General features: G+C 73.0%; 15 protein-coding genes and 1 tRNA gene. 9 read left to right on the top strand and 7 right to left on the bottom strand.

Annotated features, from left to right (window positions below):
• Nucleotides 1-169 precede the first annotated feature (169 nt).
• The gene (locus tag PS271_RS10385; protein WP_398381668.1) at nucleotides 170-1,516 is read left to right on the top strand and encodes a type III PLP-dependent enzyme domain-containing protein; all 1,347 of its coding nucleotides are present in this window, start codon (nucleotides 170-172) and stop codon (nucleotides 1,514-1,516) included.
• A gap of 30 nt (nucleotides 1,517-1,546) precedes the next feature.
• Here PS271_RS10385 and PS271_RS10390 read toward each other — a convergent pair whose 3' ends face one another.
• Entirely contained in the window at nucleotides 1,547-2,152 is a 606-nt protein-coding gene (locus tag PS271_RS10390) for a hypothetical protein (protein WP_398381669.1), read from the bottom strand.
• Between the two features lie 219 nt (nucleotides 2,153-2,371).
• Here PS271_RS10390 and PS271_RS10395 point away from each other — a divergent pair, with 219 nt between their 5' ends.
• Entirely contained in the window at nucleotides 2,372-3,775 is a 1,404-nt protein-coding gene (locus PS271_RS10395; RefSeq protein WP_398381670.1) for an alpha/beta hydrolase family protein, read from the top strand.
• A 21-nt stretch (nucleotides 3,776-3,796) separates the two neighbouring features.
• On the opposite strand, the gene PS271_RS10400 is transcribed toward PS271_RS10395, so the two are convergent.
• Both PS271_RS10400 and PS271_RS10405 read right to left on the bottom strand, forming a co-directional pair.
• Nucleotides 3,797-4,654: a MurR/RpiR family transcriptional regulator gene (locus PS271_RS10400; protein ID WP_398381671.1), complete on the bottom strand. Its 858-nt coding sequence runs from the start codon at nucleotides 4,652-4,654 to the stop codon at nucleotides 3,797-3,799.
• A 135-nt stretch (nucleotides 4,655-4,789) separates the two neighbouring features.
• Nucleotides 4,790-6,169 (bottom strand): acyl-CoA synthetase, encoded by a 1,380-nt coding sequence (locus PS271_RS10405; protein ID WP_398381672.1) that lies wholly within the window; start codon nucleotides 6,167-6,169, stop codon nucleotides 4,790-4,792.
• 109 nt (nucleotides 6,170-6,278) lie between these two features.
• On the opposite strand from PS271_RS10405, the gene PS271_RS10410 reads away from it, so the two are divergent.
• Nucleotides 6,279-6,710: a hypothetical protein gene (locus PS271_RS10410; RefSeq protein ID WP_398381673.1), complete on the top strand. Its 432-nt coding sequence runs from the start codon at nucleotides 6,279-6,281 to the stop codon at nucleotides 6,708-6,710.
• Nucleotides 6,711-7,111: 401 nt separating this feature from the next.
• On the opposite strand, the gene PS271_RS10415 is transcribed toward PS271_RS10410, so the two are convergent.
• A complete protein-coding gene (locus tag PS271_RS10415; RefSeq protein WP_398381674.1) occupies nucleotides 7,112-8,515 on the bottom strand; it encodes a cystathionine beta-synthase in 1,404 nt (467 codons plus the stop codon).
• Nucleotides 8,516-8,747: 232 nt separating this feature from the next.
• Here PS271_RS10415 and PS271_RS10420 point away from each other — a divergent pair, with 232 nt between their 5' ends.
• From PS271_RS10420 to PS271_RS10430, 3 genes are all read left to right on the top strand, one after another.
• The gene (locus PS271_RS10420) at nucleotides 8,748-9,782 is read left to right on the top strand and encodes an SGNH/GDSL hydrolase family protein (protein ID WP_398381675.1); all 1,035 of its coding nucleotides are present in this window, start codon (nucleotides 8,748-8,750) and stop codon (nucleotides 9,780-9,782) included.
• A gap of 197 nt (nucleotides 9,783-9,979) precedes the next feature.
• Complete coding sequence (locus tag PS271_RS10425; protein ID WP_398381676.1) at nucleotides 9,980-11,200, top strand: acetyl-CoA C-acetyltransferase; 1,221 nt, start codon at nucleotides 9,980-9,982, stop codon at nucleotides 11,198-11,200.
• Between the two features lie 236 nt (nucleotides 11,201-11,436).
• Nucleotides 11,437-12,324, top strand: coding sequence for a hypothetical protein (locus PS271_RS10430; RefSeq protein ID WP_398386795.1), 888 nt, complete (start codon nucleotides 11,437-11,439; stop codon nucleotides 12,322-12,324).
• A gap of 208 nt (nucleotides 12,325-12,532) precedes the next feature.
• Here PS271_RS10430 and PS271_RS10435 read toward each other — a convergent pair whose 3' ends face one another.
• Entirely contained in the window at nucleotides 12,533-12,871 is a 339-nt protein-coding gene (locus PS271_RS10435; protein WP_398381677.1) for a hypothetical protein, read from the bottom strand.
• 98 nt (nucleotides 12,872-12,969) lie between these two features.
• On the opposite strand from PS271_RS10435, the gene PS271_RS10440 reads away from it, so the two are divergent.
• Nucleotides 12,970-13,200 carry a DUF4287 domain-containing protein gene (locus tag PS271_RS10440; protein ID WP_030365184.1) on the top strand — a complete coding sequence of 77 codons (231 nt, stop codon included), beginning with the start codon at nucleotides 12,970-12,972 and terminating at the stop codon, nucleotides 13,198-13,200.
• A gap of 135 nt (nucleotides 13,201-13,335) precedes the next feature.
• Here PS271_RS10440 and PS271_RS10445 read toward each other — a convergent pair whose 3' ends face one another.
• Entirely contained in the window at nucleotides 13,336-14,193 is an 858-nt protein-coding gene (locus tag PS271_RS10445; RefSeq protein WP_398381678.1) for a Bax inhibitor-1/YccA family protein, read from the bottom strand.
• A gap of 179 nt (nucleotides 14,194-14,372) precedes the next feature.
• Nucleotides 14,373-14,455, bottom strand: a tRNA-Leu gene (locus PS271_RS10450).
• A 457-nt stretch (nucleotides 14,456-14,912) separates the two neighbouring features.
• On the opposite strand from PS271_RS10450, the gene PS271_RS10455 reads away from it, so the two are divergent.
• A complete protein-coding gene (locus tag PS271_RS10455; RefSeq protein WP_398381679.1) occupies nucleotides 14,913-15,695 on the top strand; it encodes an ABC transporter ATP-binding protein in 783 nt (260 codons plus the stop codon).
• Between the two features lie 74 nt (nucleotides 15,696-15,769).
• Entirely contained in the window at nucleotides 15,770-18,289 is a 2,520-nt protein-coding gene (locus PS271_RS10460) for an ABC transporter permease (RefSeq protein ID WP_398381680.1), read from the top strand.
• Nucleotides 18,290-18,335 lie beyond the last annotated feature (46 nt).

Below are 18,335 nucleotides of genomic sequence, written 5' to 3' on the forward strand. Positions count from 1 at the left end.
CGGCACCGATGAGCCGGTCGAAGGCGTCGTGCGGCGCGGGCGCACCGGCGGCCGGCCCGCATCGCGGGCCGGTCCGGCTCGCACCCCGTCCCGCCCCGTAGGGCCATCGTGTGCGGAAACCGCCCGCAGCGCATGCCATTTTCACGGCTCCGTGTGGTGGAGTAGCTCCATGTCGTCCAGTGCCGTACGCCTCGGCACCGTGGTGCGGGCCGCGGTGCGGCAGGGGCTGCTGCCCGCGTGGGCGCCCGTGGCCGGGCTGCTCGACGTCCAGGGGATCCGCACGGCCGCGGCGGCGCTGCGGGAGTCCTTCGAGGAGGCCGGGGCGGCCCGCGGCACGACCCTGCACGCGTTCGCCGTGAAGGCGGCCTCCCTGGTGCCGGTGCTGCGCCTGCTGGCCGAGGAGGGGATGGGCGCCGAGGTGGCGAGCCCCGGGGAGCTCGCCCTGGCGCGGGCGGCGCGGGTGAACCCCGCGCGGATCGTGCTGGACTCCCCCGTGAAGACCACCGCGGAGCTGCGTGAGGCCCTCGCCCTGGGCGTCGCGGTCAACGCCGACAGCCGCGAGGAGCTCGCCCGCCTGGACGGGCTGCTGCGGGACGCCGCCGGGCCGCCCCGCTCCCCGCTCGGCGTCCGCGTCAACCCCCAGGTGGGCGGGGGCAGCATCGACGCGCTGAGCACCGCCACGGACACGTCCAAGTTCGGGGTGGCGCTGCGGGACGACGGGGCACGCGCCTGGCTCGTGGACGCTTTCGCCGAGCGCCCCTGGCTCACCCGGCTGCACGCCCACGTGGGCTCCCAGGGCTGCCCCCTGGAGCTGATGGCGGCGGGCGTGCGGGCCGCGTACGAGCTGGCGGAGGAGATCAACCACGCGGTGGGGCGCCGGCAGGTGACCACGCTGGACATCGGCGGCGGGCTGCCCGTGAACTTCGCGTCGGACGACGTGACCCCGACCTTCCGCGCCTACGCCCGCCTGCTCGCGGACGCCGCCCCCGGCCTGTTCGACGGGCGCTACGGGCTGGTGACGGAGTTCGGCCGCTCCCTGCTGGCGAAGAGCGGCCTGGTGCTGGCGCGCGTGGAGTACACGAAGACCGCGGGCGGGCGGCGGATCGCCGTGACGCACGCGGGCGCCCAGGTGGCCACCCGTACGGTGTTCGCGCCCGCGTCCTGGCCACTGCGGGTGGCGGCCTTCGACGCACTGGGGCGGCCCAAGGCCGGGCCGCCGGTGGAGCAGGACGTCGCGGGCCCGTGCTGCTTCGCGGGCGACGTCGTCGCGGTGAGCAGGCCGCTGCCGCTGCTGGAGGCGGGCGACCACGTGGCGCTCCTGGACACCGGCGCGTACTACTTCTCGAACCACTATGCGTACAACTCTCTGCCGCGTCCCGGGGTTTACGGGTACGCGCGCGCAGAAGAGGAGAGTGACGGCGTGCGCTTCGCGACCGTACGGGCCCCGCAGAGCCTCAGCGAACTGGTCGCGGAAAGCGGCGGTGCCCACGCGGCGGACCTCAGCGCGCTCGGCTGACCGGACGGCCCCCGGGCGATCGAGCCCGCTCTACTGGCGGGCCGCGCTGACCGCCGTCCCGGCCGGCACCCGGCCCGCGCGGCGCCTGCCGCCGCCGGGCGCGGCATCGCCCGCGGCGAGCCCGGTGGACATGTAGCCGCGTACGGGCTCGGCGGCGGGGGACGCCTGCGCCCACTCCGTACGGACCCACAGCAGCGACTCCGCGCGGCGCTCCAGGCCGCCCAGCCACAGGGCCTTCGCCCACAGGCCCGCGCCCGCGCCGGCGAGGGCCATGCCGGCCGCGGCCGGCACCGCGAAGGACGAGCCCGCGGCGGCGAGGAAGGCGAGGAGCAGCCACCAGCGGCGGGCGCGCCGCCAGTTGCGCAGGGTCACGGCGCGGTCCTGGAGGAACACCGACCGGCCCGCCCGCGACGCGCCGCGCGCCAGCGCCGCGTACCGCTTGCGGCGGGCCGCGAAGACCGCGCCGGCGACGATCAGGAACAGCGCCGCCCCGGCGAGGACGCCGATCCGCCGCCCGGTGAACCCGGGCACCAGGACGCCGATCCCCGCGCTCAGCAGCCCCGCCCAGCACAGCCAGCCCGCGGGCGCCCTGACGATCACTGCCACCCGCGCCAGCGCATACGAACCGCGCCCCACGTCGAATCCCGCCTTTCCCTCTGAAATCCCCTCGATCCCGGCTCTCACGCGGCAGGCTAGCCAACGAATCTGAGTGCGAGCTGAGAATCCCGCAGGGTGTACCCCACAGGGGTCATACCCCGGTATCAGCCCGGACTTGGCTCCTCCGTATGACGTGTGCGCACTTGTGTGGTCCCTATGGTCGTCCCGTCGGAGAAGGACGAGCGGGGGAGGCCGGAGATGCGGATTCAGCAGCGAGGGGACGGCAGGCTCAGGCGGCGCGCCGTGGCCGCCGCGGGGGCGCTGGCCCTGACCGGGGTGCTGAGCGCACTCGCACCGGCGCCGGACGCCCGCGCGGCGGGCGGCCCGGCCGCACCCGCACCCGCGGCCACGGGCTCCGCGAGCGCCCGGTCCGCGCTGCCCGCGCCCACCGGCCCGTACGCCGTCGGCACGGTCACCCGCCACCTCGTGGACACCGCACGCAAGGACCCCTGGAAGCCGGAGCAAGGCGACCGCCAGGTCGCGATCAGCCTCTTCTACCCGGCAGACCGGGAGCCGGAGCACCCCACCGGCCGGAAGACCGGTCCCCGCACCGCGCCCCACATGGACGCCGCCTCCGCCGCCCACTTCGGCACCACCCGGGGCGCGGGCAGCTTCAACTACCACGTGCGTCCGGGCGCGGCCGACTGGGCGGCCACGCGTACGCACGCGCGCGTGGCCGCTCCCGTGGCGCGCGGCACCCGCGCCCTGCCGGTCGTGCTCTACTCCGCCGGCCTGGGCGACCCGCGCACCTGGAACACCGGCCTGGTGGAGGAACTGGCCTCCCGCGGCTACGTCGTCGTCACCGTCGACCACACCTACGACTCCTCCGAGGTGCGCCTGGCCGGCGGCGAACTGGCCGAGTCGGTGCTGCCCGCGCTGGCCGGCGCGCCCGCGCCCGAGGTCGACGCCGCGCTCCGCAGGGCGATGAAGGCGCGGGTGGACGACACCCGGTTCGTCCTCGACACCCTCGGCTCGGCGCGGTGGCGGCGGAGCCTCCCGCGCGGCCTGGGGGACGCCGTGGACCTGCGGCGCGTGGGCATGGCCGGGCAGTCCGCGGGCGGCTTCACGGCGGCGCAGGCCCTGCACGACGACCGCCGCCTCAAGGCGGGGATCAACATGGACGGCCAGATGGACTTCCCGCTCCCCGACAGCACGGGCAGCAAGCTGAGCACTGTGGCGCGCGAGGGCGTGGACCGGCCGTTCCTCCTGCTGGGCTCCGACGGGCCGGGCGCGGCGGACAACCGGGCGTCGTGGACGTCCTTCCGGCAGCACGCGCGCGGCTGGCAGGCCGAGCTGACGATGACGGGCGCGGAGCACGGCACGTACACGGACGCCGTGTCGCTGCTGCCGCCGCTCGCCCGGCAGGGAGCGCTGTCGGAGGAGGACCTCCGGCAGGACGTCGGGACGGTCCGCCCGGAGCGGGCGGTGGCGGCCACGCGCGCGTACGTGGTGGCGTTCTTCGACCGCTTCCTCAAGCAGGAGAGCTCTCCCGGGCAGCAGGACGGGCAGTTGCTGGACGGCCCGTCGCCGCGCTTCCCGGAGATGCGCTTCCAGGAGGTGCGCTTCCAGGAGGTGCGCTTCCAGGAGCGCCCCGCCTCCTGAAGCAAAGCTCCAGGGCCCGCCCTACTCCACGAACAGCCCCCGCGCGGCCGCCTTCGCGTCGAACTCCTCCAGGCGCGCCTGCGCGTCCGGCAGGGCGTCGCACATGGCCTCCAGCAGCATGCGCCCCAGCAGCATCGGCGCGCAGGCCGTGTCGAAGGCCAGGCCCGTGCCGACGGCGGCGGGGAGCAGGAGGTCGCTGTGGCGGGCCACGGGCGCGAAGGTGGAGTCGGCGACGGTGACGACGGTCAGGCCCTGCCCCCGCGCGTACTCCAGGGCCTCCACGACCTCGCGCGGGTGGCGGGGCAGGGCGAAGCACAGGAGGGTGCTCGCCCCGGCCCGTACGGCCGCGTCGACGCGGTCGGCAAGGAGCGTGCCGCCCTCGTCCAGGAGCCGGACGTCGGGGTGGACCTTGCGGGCGAAGTAGGCGAAGCCGGCGGCCTGGGCGCCGGCGGCGCGCAGGCCGAGCACGAGCAGCGGCCGGGACGTGGCGAGGAGCCGGCCCGCGCGGGTGACGGGAGCGGGGTCGGCGAGGACCGAGGAGAGGTGGCGGAGGTTGTCGATCTCGACCTGGACGGCCTGCTGGTACTCGTTGTACGCGCTGTCGCCCTCGGCCGGCGCGTCCGCCGCGGGGACGACGTCGCGCAGGTGCCGTCGGAGCGCCGGGTAGCCGTCGAAGCCGAGGGCGACCGCGAAGCGGGTGACGGAGGGCTGGCTGACACCGGCGAGCTCGGCGAGCTCGACGCTGGAGAGGAAGGGCGCGTCGGCGGCGCGGCGCACCATGCAGTGCGCGATGCGGCGCTGGGTGGGCGTCAGCCGGTGCCCTTCGAAGAGCTTCTGCAGCCGTGCGGTGGCTTCCGGTTCGCCCCCGGTGTCGCTCATCGGGCCCTCCATGTCGTCGGTGGTCACCGCGGCAGCCGGCCCGCCGGCTGGTCAGCCAGTCATTCAGTCAGCGCCGCTCTGCATGGAATTATGCAGGGCGGCGGCGCCTCCCGGAGCCACTTCGCCACCTCGCCGTCACACGGGAGGCAGGAGCTTCTTCTGGGGCTTGCCCATCGCGTTGCGCGGCAGGGCCTCAAGGAAGCGGACCCGACGTGGCCGCTTGTGCACGGACAGGTGCCCCGCCACGAAGTCGATCAGCTGCTTCTCCGTCGCTCCGTCGGCCACCACGTAGGCCACGATCTCCTGGCCGAGGTCGTCGTGCGGGACGCCGACGACGGCGGCCTCCCGGACGGCCGGGTGGTCGAGGAGGGCGTTCTCCACTTCGCCCGCCCCGACGCGGTAGCCGCCGGACTTGATCAAGTCGGTGGAGGCCCGGCCGACGATGCGGTGCGTGCCGTCCTCCTCGATCGCGGCGATGTCGCCCGTACGGAACCAGCCGTCGGCCGTGTGCGCGGCCTCCGTGGCCTCCGGGCGGCCGAGGTAGCCGCTGAAGAGCGTCGGCCCGGAGACCTCCAGCTCGCCGATGCCGCCCTCGGCCGCCACGAGGCGCGTGCGGACGCCCGGCAGCGAGGTGCCCACGGCGCCCGGCCGGCGCTCGCCCCCGGCCCGCGCGGAGACGGTGATCAGCGTTTCGGTCATGCCGTAGCGCTCGACGGGCCGCTGCCCGGTGAGGGCCTCCAGGTCGCGGAAGACGGGCGCGGGCAGGGCCGCGCTGCCCGACACCAGCAGCCGGGCCCCGGCCAGCTCCCGGGCCGCGGACGGCTCGCGCACCACCCGGGACCACACCGTCGGCACCCCGAAGTACAGGCTGCCGCCGGCCGCCGCGTACGCCTCCGGCGCCGGCCGCCCGGTGTGCACGAGCCGGCAGCCCGTGCGCAGCGCCCCCAGGACGCCCAGGACGAGGCCGTGGACGTGGAACAGCGGCAGGCCGTGCACGAGGGTGTCCTCGGCGGTCCACTGCCACGCCTCGGCGAGCCCGTCGAGGCCCGCGGCGACCGCGCTGCGCGGGATCAGCGCGCCCTTGGGGGCGCCGGTCGTGCCGGACGTGTAGAGGATCAGGGCGGTGCTGTCAGGGTCAGGCTCGGCACCGGACCAGTCGCCCCGCTCGTCCATGCCGACGGGCAGGCCGCCGTCGGCGCTGTCGCCGCCGAGCACCAGGGCGGCACCCGAGTCGCGCAGGATGTGGCCGCGCTCGGCGGGGCCCGCGTCCGGCGGCAGCGGCACCACCGGCACTCCGGCGAGCAGCCCGCCGACGACGGCCGCCACGGTCTCCAGGGAGGCGTCGGCGTGGACGGCGACGGCGGGGGCGCCCGCGATGCGGTGCGCCACCGCGGCGGCGGCGCCGAGCAGTTGCTCGCGGGAACAGGCCCGCCCGGCGACGGCCAGGGCGTCGGGCCGGTCCTCGCCCGCCCCGGGAGCGAGGTGGGTGAGCAGAGCTTCGGTCGGTCCGGGCACGGACTGCTCCTTCCAGCGGCGCCCCGGCACGGCGACGGGGCTGCCCCTACGGCGGATACGGGTGCTAGCCCCAGCGACGCGGGGCCCTGCCGACCGTATCGTCCTGAGCATGATGGCCCGCGACCACGAGCTGAAGAAGGATCTCGCCGCGACTCTGGGGACCCGGAAGGAACTGGGACCGGAGTACGAGGCCGAGCTGGTCGACGCCTTCCTGGAGAAGGTCGACCGGAAACTGGACGCCGAGATCGACCGGCGGGTGCGCCGGCAGGCGGCGGAGACACAGATGGCCGTAGCCCGCGGGGCACGGCCGCACCCCGGCGGTCCCGGCAGCAGGGGGAGCTTCGGCGAGCGCTTCGGCTTCGCCGCGGTGTCCCTGGTGCTGGCCGTCCCGCTGTCCGCGATCGCGGTGGTGAACGAGCACCTGCCCGGCCTGCTCGTGAGCTGGGCGGGGATCGTGGGCGTCAACGCCCTGAACGTGGCGGGAGTGTTCCCCTGGCAGCGCGCGCTGCAGAAGCGGAACGAGGGCTCCGCCTGGGAGTGAACACGGCGGGAATCCCGTAAACGCGAAGGGGATCCCGTAACGCGGAGGGATTCCCCCGTAATCGCGAAGGGGAATCCCGTCAGAGGAAATGCGCAGGGGACCGCCGCACCCCGGCCGGAGCCGGAGTCGGGACGACGGCGGTCCCCCACGAGGACACGGGCCGGGTCAGGGCCGGTGAGCCGCGTCCGGACGGCCGAGGAGTCCGGGAGCCGCTCCGGAAGTCCTGCCGCCGCTTCGGTGCCGGCCCGGGGCTGGCCCCTGCCGGCACCTCCACTATGCAGGACCGTTGTTAAGGCGGTGCTGCGGGCGCGTGACGCATACGTACCTTTGACGGGCCGTCCGTCCGCGTGGCGTTCACGCGGCCGTACGGGGGCGGGCCGGAAGCCGCGCCCCCGGCCGTGCTACTTGGTGCCGTTGGCCTTGCCGGAGCTCTCCGCGAGGAAGGCCAGCAGGTCCTGACGGCTCACCACGCCGGTGGGCTTGCCCTCTACGATCACGATCGCCGCGTCCGCCTCGCCCAGCACGGCCATCAGGTCCGCTACGGGCTCGCCGGAGCCGACCACCGGCAGCGGCGCGCACATGTGCTTCTCCAGCGGGTCGGACAGGGAGGCGCGCTGGGTGAACAGGGCGTCCAGCAGCTCGCGCTCCACGACCGAGCCGATGACCTCTGCGGCCATCACATCGGGGTGCCCCGCGCCCGGCTTGACGATGGGCATCTGTGAGACGCCGTACTCGCGGAGCACCTCGATGGCCTCGCCGACCGTCTCCTCCGGGTGCATGTGCACCAGGGAGGGCAGGCCGCCGTCCTTGCGGCGCAGCACGTCGCCCACGCGGGCGGCGTCGCCGGCCTCCTCCAGGAAGCCGTAGTCCGCCATCCACTCGTCGTTGAAGATCTTGCTCAGGTAGCCGCGGCCGCTGTCCGGCAGCAGGACGACCACGACGTCGTCCGGGCCGAGGTTCTCGGCGGCGCGCAGGGCGCTGACGACCGCCATGCCGCAGGAGCCGCCGACCAGCAGGCCCTCCTCCTTGGCGAGGCGGCGCGTCATCTGGAAGGCGTCCTTGTCGGAGACCGCGATGATCTCGTCCGTGACGGTGCCGTCGTAGGCGCTCGGCCAGAAGTCCTCGCCGACGCCCTCGATCAGGTACGGACGGCCGGAGCCGCCGCTGTAGACCGAGCCCTCGGGGTCGGAGCCGATGACCTTGACGCGGCCGTCGCTGACCTCCTTCAGATAGCGCCCGGTGCCGCTGATGGTGCCGCCGGTGCCGACGCCCGCCACGAAGTGGGTGATCTTCCCCTCCGTCTGCTCCCAGAGCTCGGGGCCGGTGGAGTAGTAGTGCGAAAGGGGGTTGTTGGGGTTGCTGTACTGGTCGGGCTTCCAGGCGTTGGGCGTCTCGCGCACGAGGCGGTCGGAGACGTTGTAGTACGAGTCCGGGTGCTCCGGGTCGACCGCGGTCGGGCAGACGACGACCTCCGCGCCGTACGCCCGCAGCACGTTGATCTTGTCAGTGGAGACCTTGTCCGGGCAGACGAAGATGCACTTGTAACCCTTCTGCTGGGCCACGATCGCAAGACCGACACCCGTATTGCCGGAGGTCGGCTCCACGATGGTGCCGCCCGGCTTGAGCTCGCCGGACTTCTCCGCGGCCTCGATCATGCGCACGGCGATCCGGTCCTTCACGGAACCGCCCGGGTTGAAGTACTCGACCTTGGCAAGAACGGTGGCCTTGATGCCTTCGGTCACGCTGTTGAGCTTCACGAGCGGGGTGTTGCCAACGAGCTCAATCATCGAATCGTGATACTGCACGGTGATCTCCGCGGTCGGGGGCACTAGCGGTCTCGCGTACCCATACGGCCAGCCTAGAACGCATCCGGCCGCTCCAACGGCGCGTTGCAGAAGCGGGCGCTCGGGGCAACCTGCTCATAGCGTGCCCTCGCAAGGGTGCGGTGTTTTTATGAAGTGTTTGTAAAACCGCGTACGCGGCCCGGAGGCCGTGCTGCGAAGCCCGGTGACCGGCGCTGCGGAGGAGGTCCGGCCCATGTCACCCATCACCACGTCGAGGGCGAGGGTCGCCCGGAGGATCGCCTCGGCCGCGGCCTACGGGGGCGGCGGGATCGGCCTGCTCGGGGCCACGGCGGCGGGCGTCCTGCTCACCGAGATGCGGCTGGCCAGGCGCGTGGTCGGCGGCGCGGGCGGCACCCCGCCCCACGCGGACGGCCGCTACGGCTCGGCGTTCGTGCACCGGCTCGGGCGCGAGCCGCTGCTGCTCGGCCTGCTCGGCGACTCCACGGCCGCCGGCCAGGGCGTGCACCGGCCCCGCCAGACGCCGGGGGCGCTGCTCGCCTCCGGGCTCGCGGCGGTCGCCGAGCGGCCCGTGGAGCTGCGGAACGTCGCCCTGTCCGGGGCCCGCTCCCACGACCTGGACCGGCAGGTCACGCTCCTGCTCGACGACGTGGACCGGTCGCCCGACGTCGCCGTGATCATGATCGGCGCGAACGACGTCACGCACGGGATGCCGGCGGCGCGCTCCGTACGGCTGCTGTCGGACGCGGTGCGGCGGCTGCGGGAGGCGGGCTGCGAGGTCGTGGCGGGCACGTGCCCCGACCTGGGCACGATCGAGCCCGTCTACCAGCCGCTGCGCTGGGTGGCCCGGCGGCTGAGCCGGCAGCTCGCCGCGGCGCAGACGATAGCGGTGATCGAGGCGGGCGGGCGCACGGTGTCGCTGGGCGACCTGCTCGGCCCGGAGTTCGCGGCGAACCCGCGCGAGCTGTTCGGCCCGGACAACTTCCACCCCTCCGCGGAGGGCTACGCCACGGCCGCGATGGCCGTCCTGCCGACGCTGTGCGCGGCGCTGGGGCTGTGGCCCGAGGACGAGGAGCGGCCGGACGCGGCCCGGCGCGAGGGCATCCTGCCGGTGGCCCGCGCGGCGGCGGAGGCCGCGGCCGAGGCGGGTACGGAGGTCACGGCGGCGCGGGGCCGCTGGGCCCTCCTCAAGCACCGCAAGCGGCGCCGCCTCCCGGCCCACACGGAGCCGGTCCCGCACCACGTCTGGTCGCGGATGGGGCGGAACTGACCCCGGTTCTCGCCGGGAGCAGGGACGCGGGCGCATCCTTGACCGCACCGGGACCGTACGGGCAGGGCTCCCGCCCGTACGGTCCGTACAGCCCGCAAGGGCAAGAGTGCGAGGGGTCACAGTGACCAGGCCGTGACCCGAAGCCTACGGGCGGGTAACTTCCACCCAGTCCTGCCTTCTCACGCCATGGAGCCGTGATGCCCGAAGCCGTGATCGTCTCAACCGCCCGCTCCCCCATCGGTCGCGCCTTCAAGGGCTCGCTGAAGGAGATGCGCGCCGACGACCTGACCGCGACGATCATCAAGGCCGCGCTCGACAAGGTGCCCGGGCTCGACCCGCGCGACATCGACGACCTGATGCTCGGCTGCGGCCTGCCCGGCGGCGAGCAGGGCCACAACCTGGGCCGGATCGTGGCCGTGCAGATGGGCATGGACCACCTGCCGGGCTGCACGATCACCCGCTACTGCTCCTCCTCCCTCCAGACGTCCCGGATGGCGATGCACGCCATCAAGGCCGGCGAGGGCGACGTCTTCATCTCCGCGGGTGTCGAGACGGTCTCCCGCACGGTCAACGGCTCCTCGGACGGCATGCCGGGCAGCCACAACCCCTTCTTCGCCGAGGCCGAGGCCCGCACCGCCGCGCGCGCCGAGCAGGGCAGCGACGAGTGGCACGACCCGCGCGAGGACGGCCTCGTGCCCGACGCGTACATCGCGATGGGCCAGACCGCCGAGAACCTGGCCCGCCTGAAGGGCATCTCGCGCCAGGAGATGGACGAGTTCGGCGTCCGCTCGCAGAACCTCGCCGAGGAAGCCATCAAGAAGGGCTTCTGGGAGCGCGAGATCACCCCCGTCACCACCCCGGACGGCACCGTCGTGAGCAAGGACGACGGCCCGCGGGCGGGCGTGACCATGGAGGGCGTTGCGGGCCTGAAGCCCTCGTTCCGCGCGGACGGCCTGGTCACGCCGGGCAACTGCTGCCCGCTCAACGACGGCGCCGCCGCCCTGGTGATCATGTCGGACACGAAGGCGCGCGAGCTGGGCCTGACCCCGCTGGCCCGGATCGTCTCCACCGGCGTCTCCGCCCTCTCCCCCGAGATCATGGGCTTCGGCCCGGTCGAGGCCAGCAAGCAGGCGCTGGCACGGGCCGGCATGAGCATCGGCGACATCGACCTGGTCGAGATCAACGAGGCGTTCGCGGCCCAGGTCATCCCGGCCTACCAGGCCCTGGGCATCGACATCGACCGCCTCAACGTCAACGGCGGCGCCATCGCCGTCGGCCACCCCTTCGGCATGACGGGCGCCCGCATCACCGGCACGCTCATCAACTCGCTCCAGTGGCACGACAAGCAGTTCGGCCTGGAGACGATGTGCGTGGGCGGCGGCCAGGGCATGGCGATGGTCATCGAGCGGCTGAGCTGAGCTGGGGCTCCTTCCCGGGCCCCCTTGCTCAACCGTGACCGAATCGCCCCCAGGATGTGACCAACGTCCCGGGGGCGATTCGTTTCCGCAGGTCAGAGATGTTGAAGGAACAACGTCCGGGACGTAAGTCCCGCCCGGTTCATGACGTTTTGCACTGGGGTCACCAGAAAGCGGGCCTCAAGCTGAGGTAGGAATCTGGGGGATCCATAGCAACCGGGAGTACGTCAGTGAGCGCCATGTCCCTTGCCCTGCTGCTCGCCGCGGCCACCGCGACGGCCGCGGGCGCCGCCGCCCTGCACGCCACTCGCGGCCTGCGCCGGCAGATCACCGACCTGCGCGCCGACCTCGCGGACGCCAGAGCCGCCGCCGACCGCACCCCGCAGGCCACCGTGCCCGCCGCGCGCCCCGCCCCCGGTGCGGAGCTCGCGGAAATACGGGCGGCCGTCGCCGACGCGCTCGCGGAGGAGCGCGAGCGGGAGCTCGCCGAGGCCCGCGCGTTCTGGGCCGCCCAGGAGGCCCGCGACCTCGGCGGCGCCGGGGACTCCCCCTCCCTGCTGGGCGGGCTGCCCGGCCTCGGTGACGACCTCGCCGACGGCCCGTACGGCGGCCTCTACCTCCCCCGCCAGGCCGACTTCGCGGGCCTGGAGCCGACGGCCGAGGCGGCCGGGCTCACGGAGCTGGCGGAGCTCGCCGCGCTCGCGGAGTTCGCCGAGTACTCGGAGGCCGCCGCGGCCGAGGCGGAGGCCGCGGACTCCCCCGAGCTGGCCGCCGCGCGCCGCCGCCACCCCTCGCACCCGGACTTCTCGCCCGCACCGCCCCGCACCGGCGACCACGAGTCCACCGTGGAGCGGCTCACCGAGCTCGCGCAGGCCCGCGTCCCGCTGACCGAGGCGCGGCCCGGCCCGCTCGGCACGCTCGACGTCTACGTCTTCGCCGACGGCACGACCGTCTGCATGACGCCCGGGCACCGCGAGACCGCGGAGCACCTCGCGGACGCCCTGCGCGCCGGGGAGGAGCCGGTCCTGCTGGGCGGCTCCGGGGTCTCCGGCGCGTACGCCCTGACCTTCGGGTGCGGCCCGGAGAAGATCTACGTCCTGGCGGACCGGGTCATCGCGTCGCTGTAGGGGCTGAGGCAGCCGGCCTCACGCCGGTCCGGCACCGCCGGACAGCGTCGCTGTGGCTGGGCGCCGTCGCGGCGGGATGAAGGGGCGAGCCCCTTCACCGGCCCCGCCCCGGTCAAGGATGCCCTGCATCCTTGAAGCCGCCGCCGCGGCGCTCAGCCACAACGACGGAATCCGGCGGCGCCAAAACCACCCGCACCCGTACAAACCCCTACAACCCGCACCGCTTAGCCGCCGCCTCCACCAACGCCACCGCCTCCGCGACCCCGCCTCCGGCGGCGTCCGCGTCGCCGGACGCTGACGCCAACGCTTCGGCCAAATCATGGCCCGCCACCGCCACTTGGTCGGCGACCGCGAACATTCCGGCCTCGGGCATTTCCCTGGGCGCCGCGGCCCCGGGCTCCTCTATCCGCTGCGTCCGTGCCGCCAGTTCCCGGGCCAGGGTCAGCGCTTCCGCGGCCGCCCCCCTGCTCAGGCGGGACTGCGGCAGGGTCCGCAGCCGGTCGGCGAAAGCGTCCACGGCGGCCAGAAGAGACGTCACATCATCCACAGCGCGAGCCTATGCGCCGTTGCCGGAGTGTTGCCAACGTCTGCACACTCGGGCACGGTGACATGAAGGACCATCATTCGACGCGTCCGGAGGCGCCGATGTCCCACGTCTTCTCCGACGAGACCCACCGGAACCTGCTCTCCCGAATCCCCCACTGCACCGGCCGTGAAGTCGCCGACTGGCTGCGCACGGTCGAAGAAGGCCCTTCCCTCTTCCGCTTCGAGGAGAAGGTCAGCTGGCTGCGCGGAGAGCACGACCTCGCATATGGCCACGCCAAGGCGATCGTCCACGAGTACGACCTCCGACGGGCCGCTCGGAAGCTGCTGTAACCGGCAGCGCCCCCTGAACCGGAAAACTCCCCACGGCGCACACGTACGAGCACGTACGACAACACCTACGACCACGCGTACGGCGAAGGGCCCGGGAATCTCTTCCCGGGCCCTTCTCGCACGCTGGGCGATCGGTCAGTCCTCGTTGAGCACGCCGATCAGCTGGAGCATCTGGATGTAGATCCACACCAGCGAGACGGTGAGGCCGAAGGCCGCGAACCACGACTCCTCGCGCGGCGCCCCGTACTGGATGCCGTCCTCGACCTGCTTGAAGTCGAGCGCGAGGACGGCCGCGCCGATCAGCACGCCGGCGATGCCGACGAGGACGCCGAGCCAGCCGGTGCGCAGGCCGAGGCCGTCACCGCCGCCGATCACGGCGAACAGCAGGTTCGCCATCATCAGCAGGACGAAGCCGATCACGGCGGCCGTCACGAAGCGGACGAAGCGGCGGTCGACGCGGATCAGACGCGTCTTGTACGCGATGAGCACGCCGACCGAGACGAGCATCGTGCCGAGCACGGCCTGGACCGGGGCGCCCTGCGCGTAGTGGTTGAAGGCCTTGCTGACCACGCCGAGGAAGAGGCCCTCGAACGCGGCGTACGCCAGGATCACGGCGGGGACCGGCTTGCGCAGGAACATGGACTGGGCCAGGCCCAGCAGCATGGCCACGAGGGCCGCGCCGTAGCCGACCCCGACCGGGACGTTCAGCGCCCAGCCGGCGACGGCGGCCAGGATGACCGTGCCGAGCGTCATGCCCGTGCGCATGACGACGTCGTCCATGGTCATGCGGCCCGTGGTGGCGGGAGCCTGCGGATACCCCTGCTGGAGATCCGGGCCGCCCTGGGCATAGGGGTTGGTGGCGTACGGGTTGGCGGGCTGCGCGTAGGGGTTCCCGCCCTGGGCCGCGGTCCCGGCCTGCGGCGCCGCGTTGAAGCCCGCGTAGCCGTTGTTGCCGCGGAACCGCCGCGAGAAGACCGGGTTGCTGCTCCTCATCCTTCACTCCATCCGTGGCCACCCTGCGCGGCCTCGCGACCAAGGGTAATAGGTAGGCAAAGGAATGCGCTCGTGCTTGGGAAGGATCTTTTCCGGCGCTCTCCCCCGCCCCTACGGGGAGAACGCAAACGGGTGGCACTCGGTTCCCTACGGAGAGTGGGGGACACCGAGCAGCTGGGTGCCCGGAGCCGGACTTGAACCGGCACGGCCCGAAGGGCCAGCGAGGTTTAAGCTCGCCGTGTCTGCATTCCACCATCCGGGCGCGCTCTCGGGTGTACATGCGTACAGGCAGGAAAGGCGCGCGAGCCACCCTGGTAAGAGGAGAGCAGGACGAGCCTAGCCGGGGAGCGCCCCCCAAACAGCGGAACGATGACCCGAGGTTGTCTTATTTTATTGGCAACTGAGGGTGCATCAGTGCAGGAACGACGCCAAAGGCACATGCCACGGGCCGATACCCCCCGTTCACCGAGGAGGCCCGGGCGGGGTAGGGAATTGTCGCAATCTCGCCGCCTTCCGACCGGGTGCCGGGCCGCCCCCGCCGCCCCGCGCGACCCGGGCACGCCGCACCCGCGGTGTCATACCCAAGGAGGAGGGGCGCCGGCCCGGGTCCGACCGAGGTCTGCCCCGGGAACGGGAGCTGGGTCTGACCCGGGGCGGCCGATCGGCGCCGACGATGGAGTGGTCCGCCGAAACCGTCGTTCCGACAGGAGACCGCCACCGTGACCACCTCCCCCTACGGCGTCCAGACCGCCGCCCGCCCCACGGCAGTGGCAGCCCGCGCCACGGACCTCTCCAAGGTCTACGGACAGGGCGAGACTCAGGTCATCGCCCTGGACGCGGTCTCCGTCGAGTTCCGCCAGTCCGAGTTCACCGCGATCATGGGCCCCTCGGGCTCCGGCAAGTCCACGCTGATGCACTGCATGGCCGGCCTGGACTCCGTCTCCGGCGGCTCGGCCACGATCGGCGACACCGAGCTGACCACGCTGAACGACAAGAAGCTCACGCGACTGCGGCGCGACAAGATCGGCTTCATCTTCCAGGCGTTCAACCTCCTGCCGACGCTGACCGCCCTGGAGAACATCACCCTGCCGATGGACATCGCCGGCCGGAAGCCCGACCGGCAGTGGCTGGACATGGTCGTCGACACCGTCGGCCTCTCCGGGCGCCTCAAGCACCGCCCCAACCAGCTCTCGGGCGGCCAGCAGCAGCGCGTGGCGGTCGCCCGCGCCCTGGCCGGCAAGCCCGAGATCATGTTCGCGGACGAGCCCACCGGAAACCTGGACTCGCGCTCCGGCGCGGAGGTCCTGGGCTTCCTGCGCAACTCCGTGCGCGAGCTGGGCCAGACCGTCGTCATGGTCACCCACGACCCCGTGGCCGCCTCCTACGCGGACCGCGTGGTCTTCCTCGCCGACGGCCGCATCGTCGACGAGATGCGCGAGCCCACCGCGGACGCGGTCCTCGACCGCATGAAGCGCTTCGACGCCAAGGGCCGCACGAGCTGAGAGACGGCTCCGCCGCTTCCCAGCCTCCCGACGACGGCCCGGCACGGGCCCCGCTCCCCCAGGACACACAGACCATGTTCCGTACCGCCTTGCGCAACGTCCTCGCGCACAAGGCCCGGCTGCTGATGACCGTACTCGCCGTGATGCTCGGCGTGGCCTTCGTCTCCGGCACCCTGGTCTTCACCTCGACCATCTCGGCCGCCCAGAAGAAGAGCTCCGAGAAGGGCTTCACCGGCGTCGACGTCGCCATCCAGCCGCACCGGCAGGACGGCGACAAGGGCAACCCCGGCGACGCGCCCAAGCTCACCCAGCGCCTGCTCGACCAGGCCGCCGCGGTGCCCGGTGCGGCCGGCGCCACCGGCACCGTCAACGGCTTCGCCGCCATCGCCGACAAGCAGGGCAAGCTCATCGGCGAGGGCTTCGACTCCACCGGCGCCAACTACTACCCGGGCACCGGCGGCAAGGACGCCCGCTACCCGCTCAAGAGCGGCCGCGCGCCCCACGGCGCCGGCGAGACAGCCCTCGACGCCAAGACCGCCGAGCGCGGCGGCTACAAGGTGGGCGACACCGTCCGCGTCTCCGTCGACGGCCCGGTGCTCGAGCAGAAGCTCGCCGGCATCTTCACCACCGACGACGGCAACGTCTCCGCGGGCGGCAGCCTCGCCCTCTTCGACACCCCCACCGCGCAGAAGCTCTACGGCAAGCCCGGCGAGTTCAGCGAGATCTACGTGAAGGCCGCGGCCGGCACCTCCCAGGCCGCCCTCAAGTCCGCCGTCGAGAAGATCCTGCCCGCCGACGCCGAGGCCACCACCGGCAAGCAGCTCGCCGACGAGCAGGCCCGCATGATCGCGCAGCAGCAGGACGCCCAGCGGACCATCCTGCTGACCTTCGCCGGCATCGCGCTCTTCGTCGGCATCTTCATCATCGCCAACACCTTCACCATGCTGGTCGCCCTGCGCACCAAGGAGCTGGCCCTGATGCGCGCGGTCGGTGCGAGCCGCCGCCAGGTCACCCGCTCCGTGCTCATCGAGGCGTTCCTCGTCGGCACCGTCGCCGGTGTCACCGGCCTCCTCGCGGGCATCGGCATCGCCACCGGCCTGCGGGCGCTGCTCAACGGCAACGGCGCCCCGCTCCCCGACGGCCCGCTGGTCATCGAGCCGAGCACGATCCTGGTCTCGCTCGTCGTCGGCATCGTCGTCACCATGCTGTCCGCCTGGCTGCCCGGCCGCCGCGCCGCGAAGATCCCGCCGGTCGCCGCGATGAACAGCATCCACGCCGTGGCCACCACGCGCTCCCTGGTCGTGCGCAACACCATCGGCGGTGCCCTCACCGCGATCGGTGCAGCCGTCGTGCTGACCGCCTCGGGCACCCAGATGATGGGCCTGGGCGCCGGGGTGGTCCTGATCGGCATCTTCGTGCTGACCCCGCTGCTGTCCCGCCCGATGATCGCCGCGGCCGCGCCCGTGCTGCGCCTGTTCGGCATGCCCGGCAAGCTCGCCCGGCAGAACGCCGTGCGCAACCCGCGCCGCACCGCCGCCACCGCCTCCGCGCTGATGATCGGCCTCACCCTGATCACCGGCCTGACCGTGATCGCCGGCAGCGTCCAGCAGGCCATCGACAAGATGGCCACCGGCTCGGTGAAGGCCGACTACGTCGTCTCCATGGCCAGCATGACCTCGCTGTCCCCCGATGTGGAAAAGAAGCTCACCGGGCACCCGGACGTCACCGCCACCAGCCCGCTGCGTTCGTCCCCGGCCCGTATCGGCGGCGAGCACCAGAGCCTCACCGGCGTCAACGGCGCGACCATCGGCAAGCTGACGCGCCTGGAGTTCACCGCGGGCTCGCTCGCCGGGCTCTCCGGCGACAAGGTCGTCATCGACGACGCCACCTCCCGCAGCAACCACTGGAAGCTCGGCTCGTCCCTGGACGTCACCTTCGAGGACGGCAAGAAGGGCCGCCTGACCGTCTCCGGCATCTATAAGGGCAACGACCTGATGCGCGGCGTGTGGGTCGACACCAAGACCCTGGCCCCGCACCAGAGCCTGATCGACGACAAGCAGGTGATGGTCAAGACCAAGTCCGGCGCGAGCGAGGCCACCAAGGACTCCCTCCGCAAGGCCCTCGGCGACAACCCCGCCATCCAGATCCAGACCAAGCAGGACATCTCCAACAGCATCGCCAAGGGCATCAACCTGCTGCTGAACATGCTCTACGGCCTGCTGGCCATGGCCGTGGTCGTCGCCGTCCTCGGCGTCATCAACACCCTGGCCATGAGCGTCTTCGAGCGGCAGCAGGAGATCGGCATGCTGCGCGCCATCGGCCTGGACCGCAAGGGCATCAAGCGGATGGTCCGCCTGGAGTCGCTGGTCATCTCGCTCTTCGGCGGTGTGATGGGCGTGGGTCTCGGCGTCTTCTTCGGCTGGGCGGCCGGTGACCTCATCAGCAAGGCCCTGAACACCTACGAGCTCGTGCTCCCGTGGGGCCGGATGGGCATCTTCCTGCTGCTCGCCGCGCTGGTCGGCGTGCTGGCCGCGCTGTGGCCGGCCCGCCGGGCGGCGAAGCTGAACATGCTGTCCGCCATCAAGGCGGAGTAGCCGGCAGGCACGGACGGAACAGGGGCCCCGCGGCAGCGCGCCGCGG

This window comes from Streptomyces sp. SCA2-17 (genome assembly GCF_044336695.1).

What these genes read in the sequence shown, in the direction of transcription:
- PS271_RS10385 (WP_398381668.1), top strand. Translation starts at nt 170, where the DNA reads ATGTCGTCCAGTGCCGTACGCCTCGGCACCGTGGTGCGGGCCGCGGTG.
- PS271_RS10395 (WP_398381670.1), top strand. Translation starts at nt 2,372, where the DNA reads ATGCGGATTCAGCAGCGAGGGGACGGCAGGCTCAGGCGGCGCGCCGTG.
- PS271_RS10400 (WP_398381671.1), bottom strand. Translation starts at nt 4,654, where the DNA reads ATGAGCGACACCGGGGGCGAACCGGAAGCCACCGCACGGCTGCAGAAG.
- PS271_RS10410 (WP_398381673.1), top strand. Translation starts at nt 6,279, where the DNA reads ATGATGGCCCGCGACCACGAGCTGAAGAAGGATCTCGCCGCGACTCTG.
- PS271_RS10420 (WP_398381675.1), top strand. Translation starts at nt 8,748, where the DNA reads ATGTCACCCATCACCACGTCGAGGGCGAGGGTCGCCCGGAGGATCGCC.
- PS271_RS10425 (WP_398381676.1), top strand. Translation starts at nt 9,980, where the DNA reads ATGCCCGAAGCCGTGATCGTCTCAACCGCCCGCTCCCCCATCGGTCGC.
- PS271_RS10430 (WP_398386795.1), top strand. Translation starts at nt 11,437, where the DNA reads ATGTCCCTTGCCCTGCTGCTCGCCGCGGCCACCGCGACGGCCGCGGGC.
- PS271_RS10440 (WP_030365184.1), top strand. Translation starts at nt 12,970, where the DNA reads ATGTCCCACGTCTTCTCCGACGAGACCCACCGGAACCTGCTCTCCCGA.
- PS271_RS10445 (WP_398381678.1), bottom strand. Translation starts at nt 14,193, where the DNA reads ATGAGGAGCAGCAACCCGGTCTTCTCGCGGCGGTTCCGCGGCAACAAC.
- PS271_RS10460 (WP_398381680.1), top strand. Translation starts at nt 15,770, where the DNA reads ATGTTCCGTACCGCCTTGCGCAACGTCCTCGCGCACAAGGCCCGGCTG.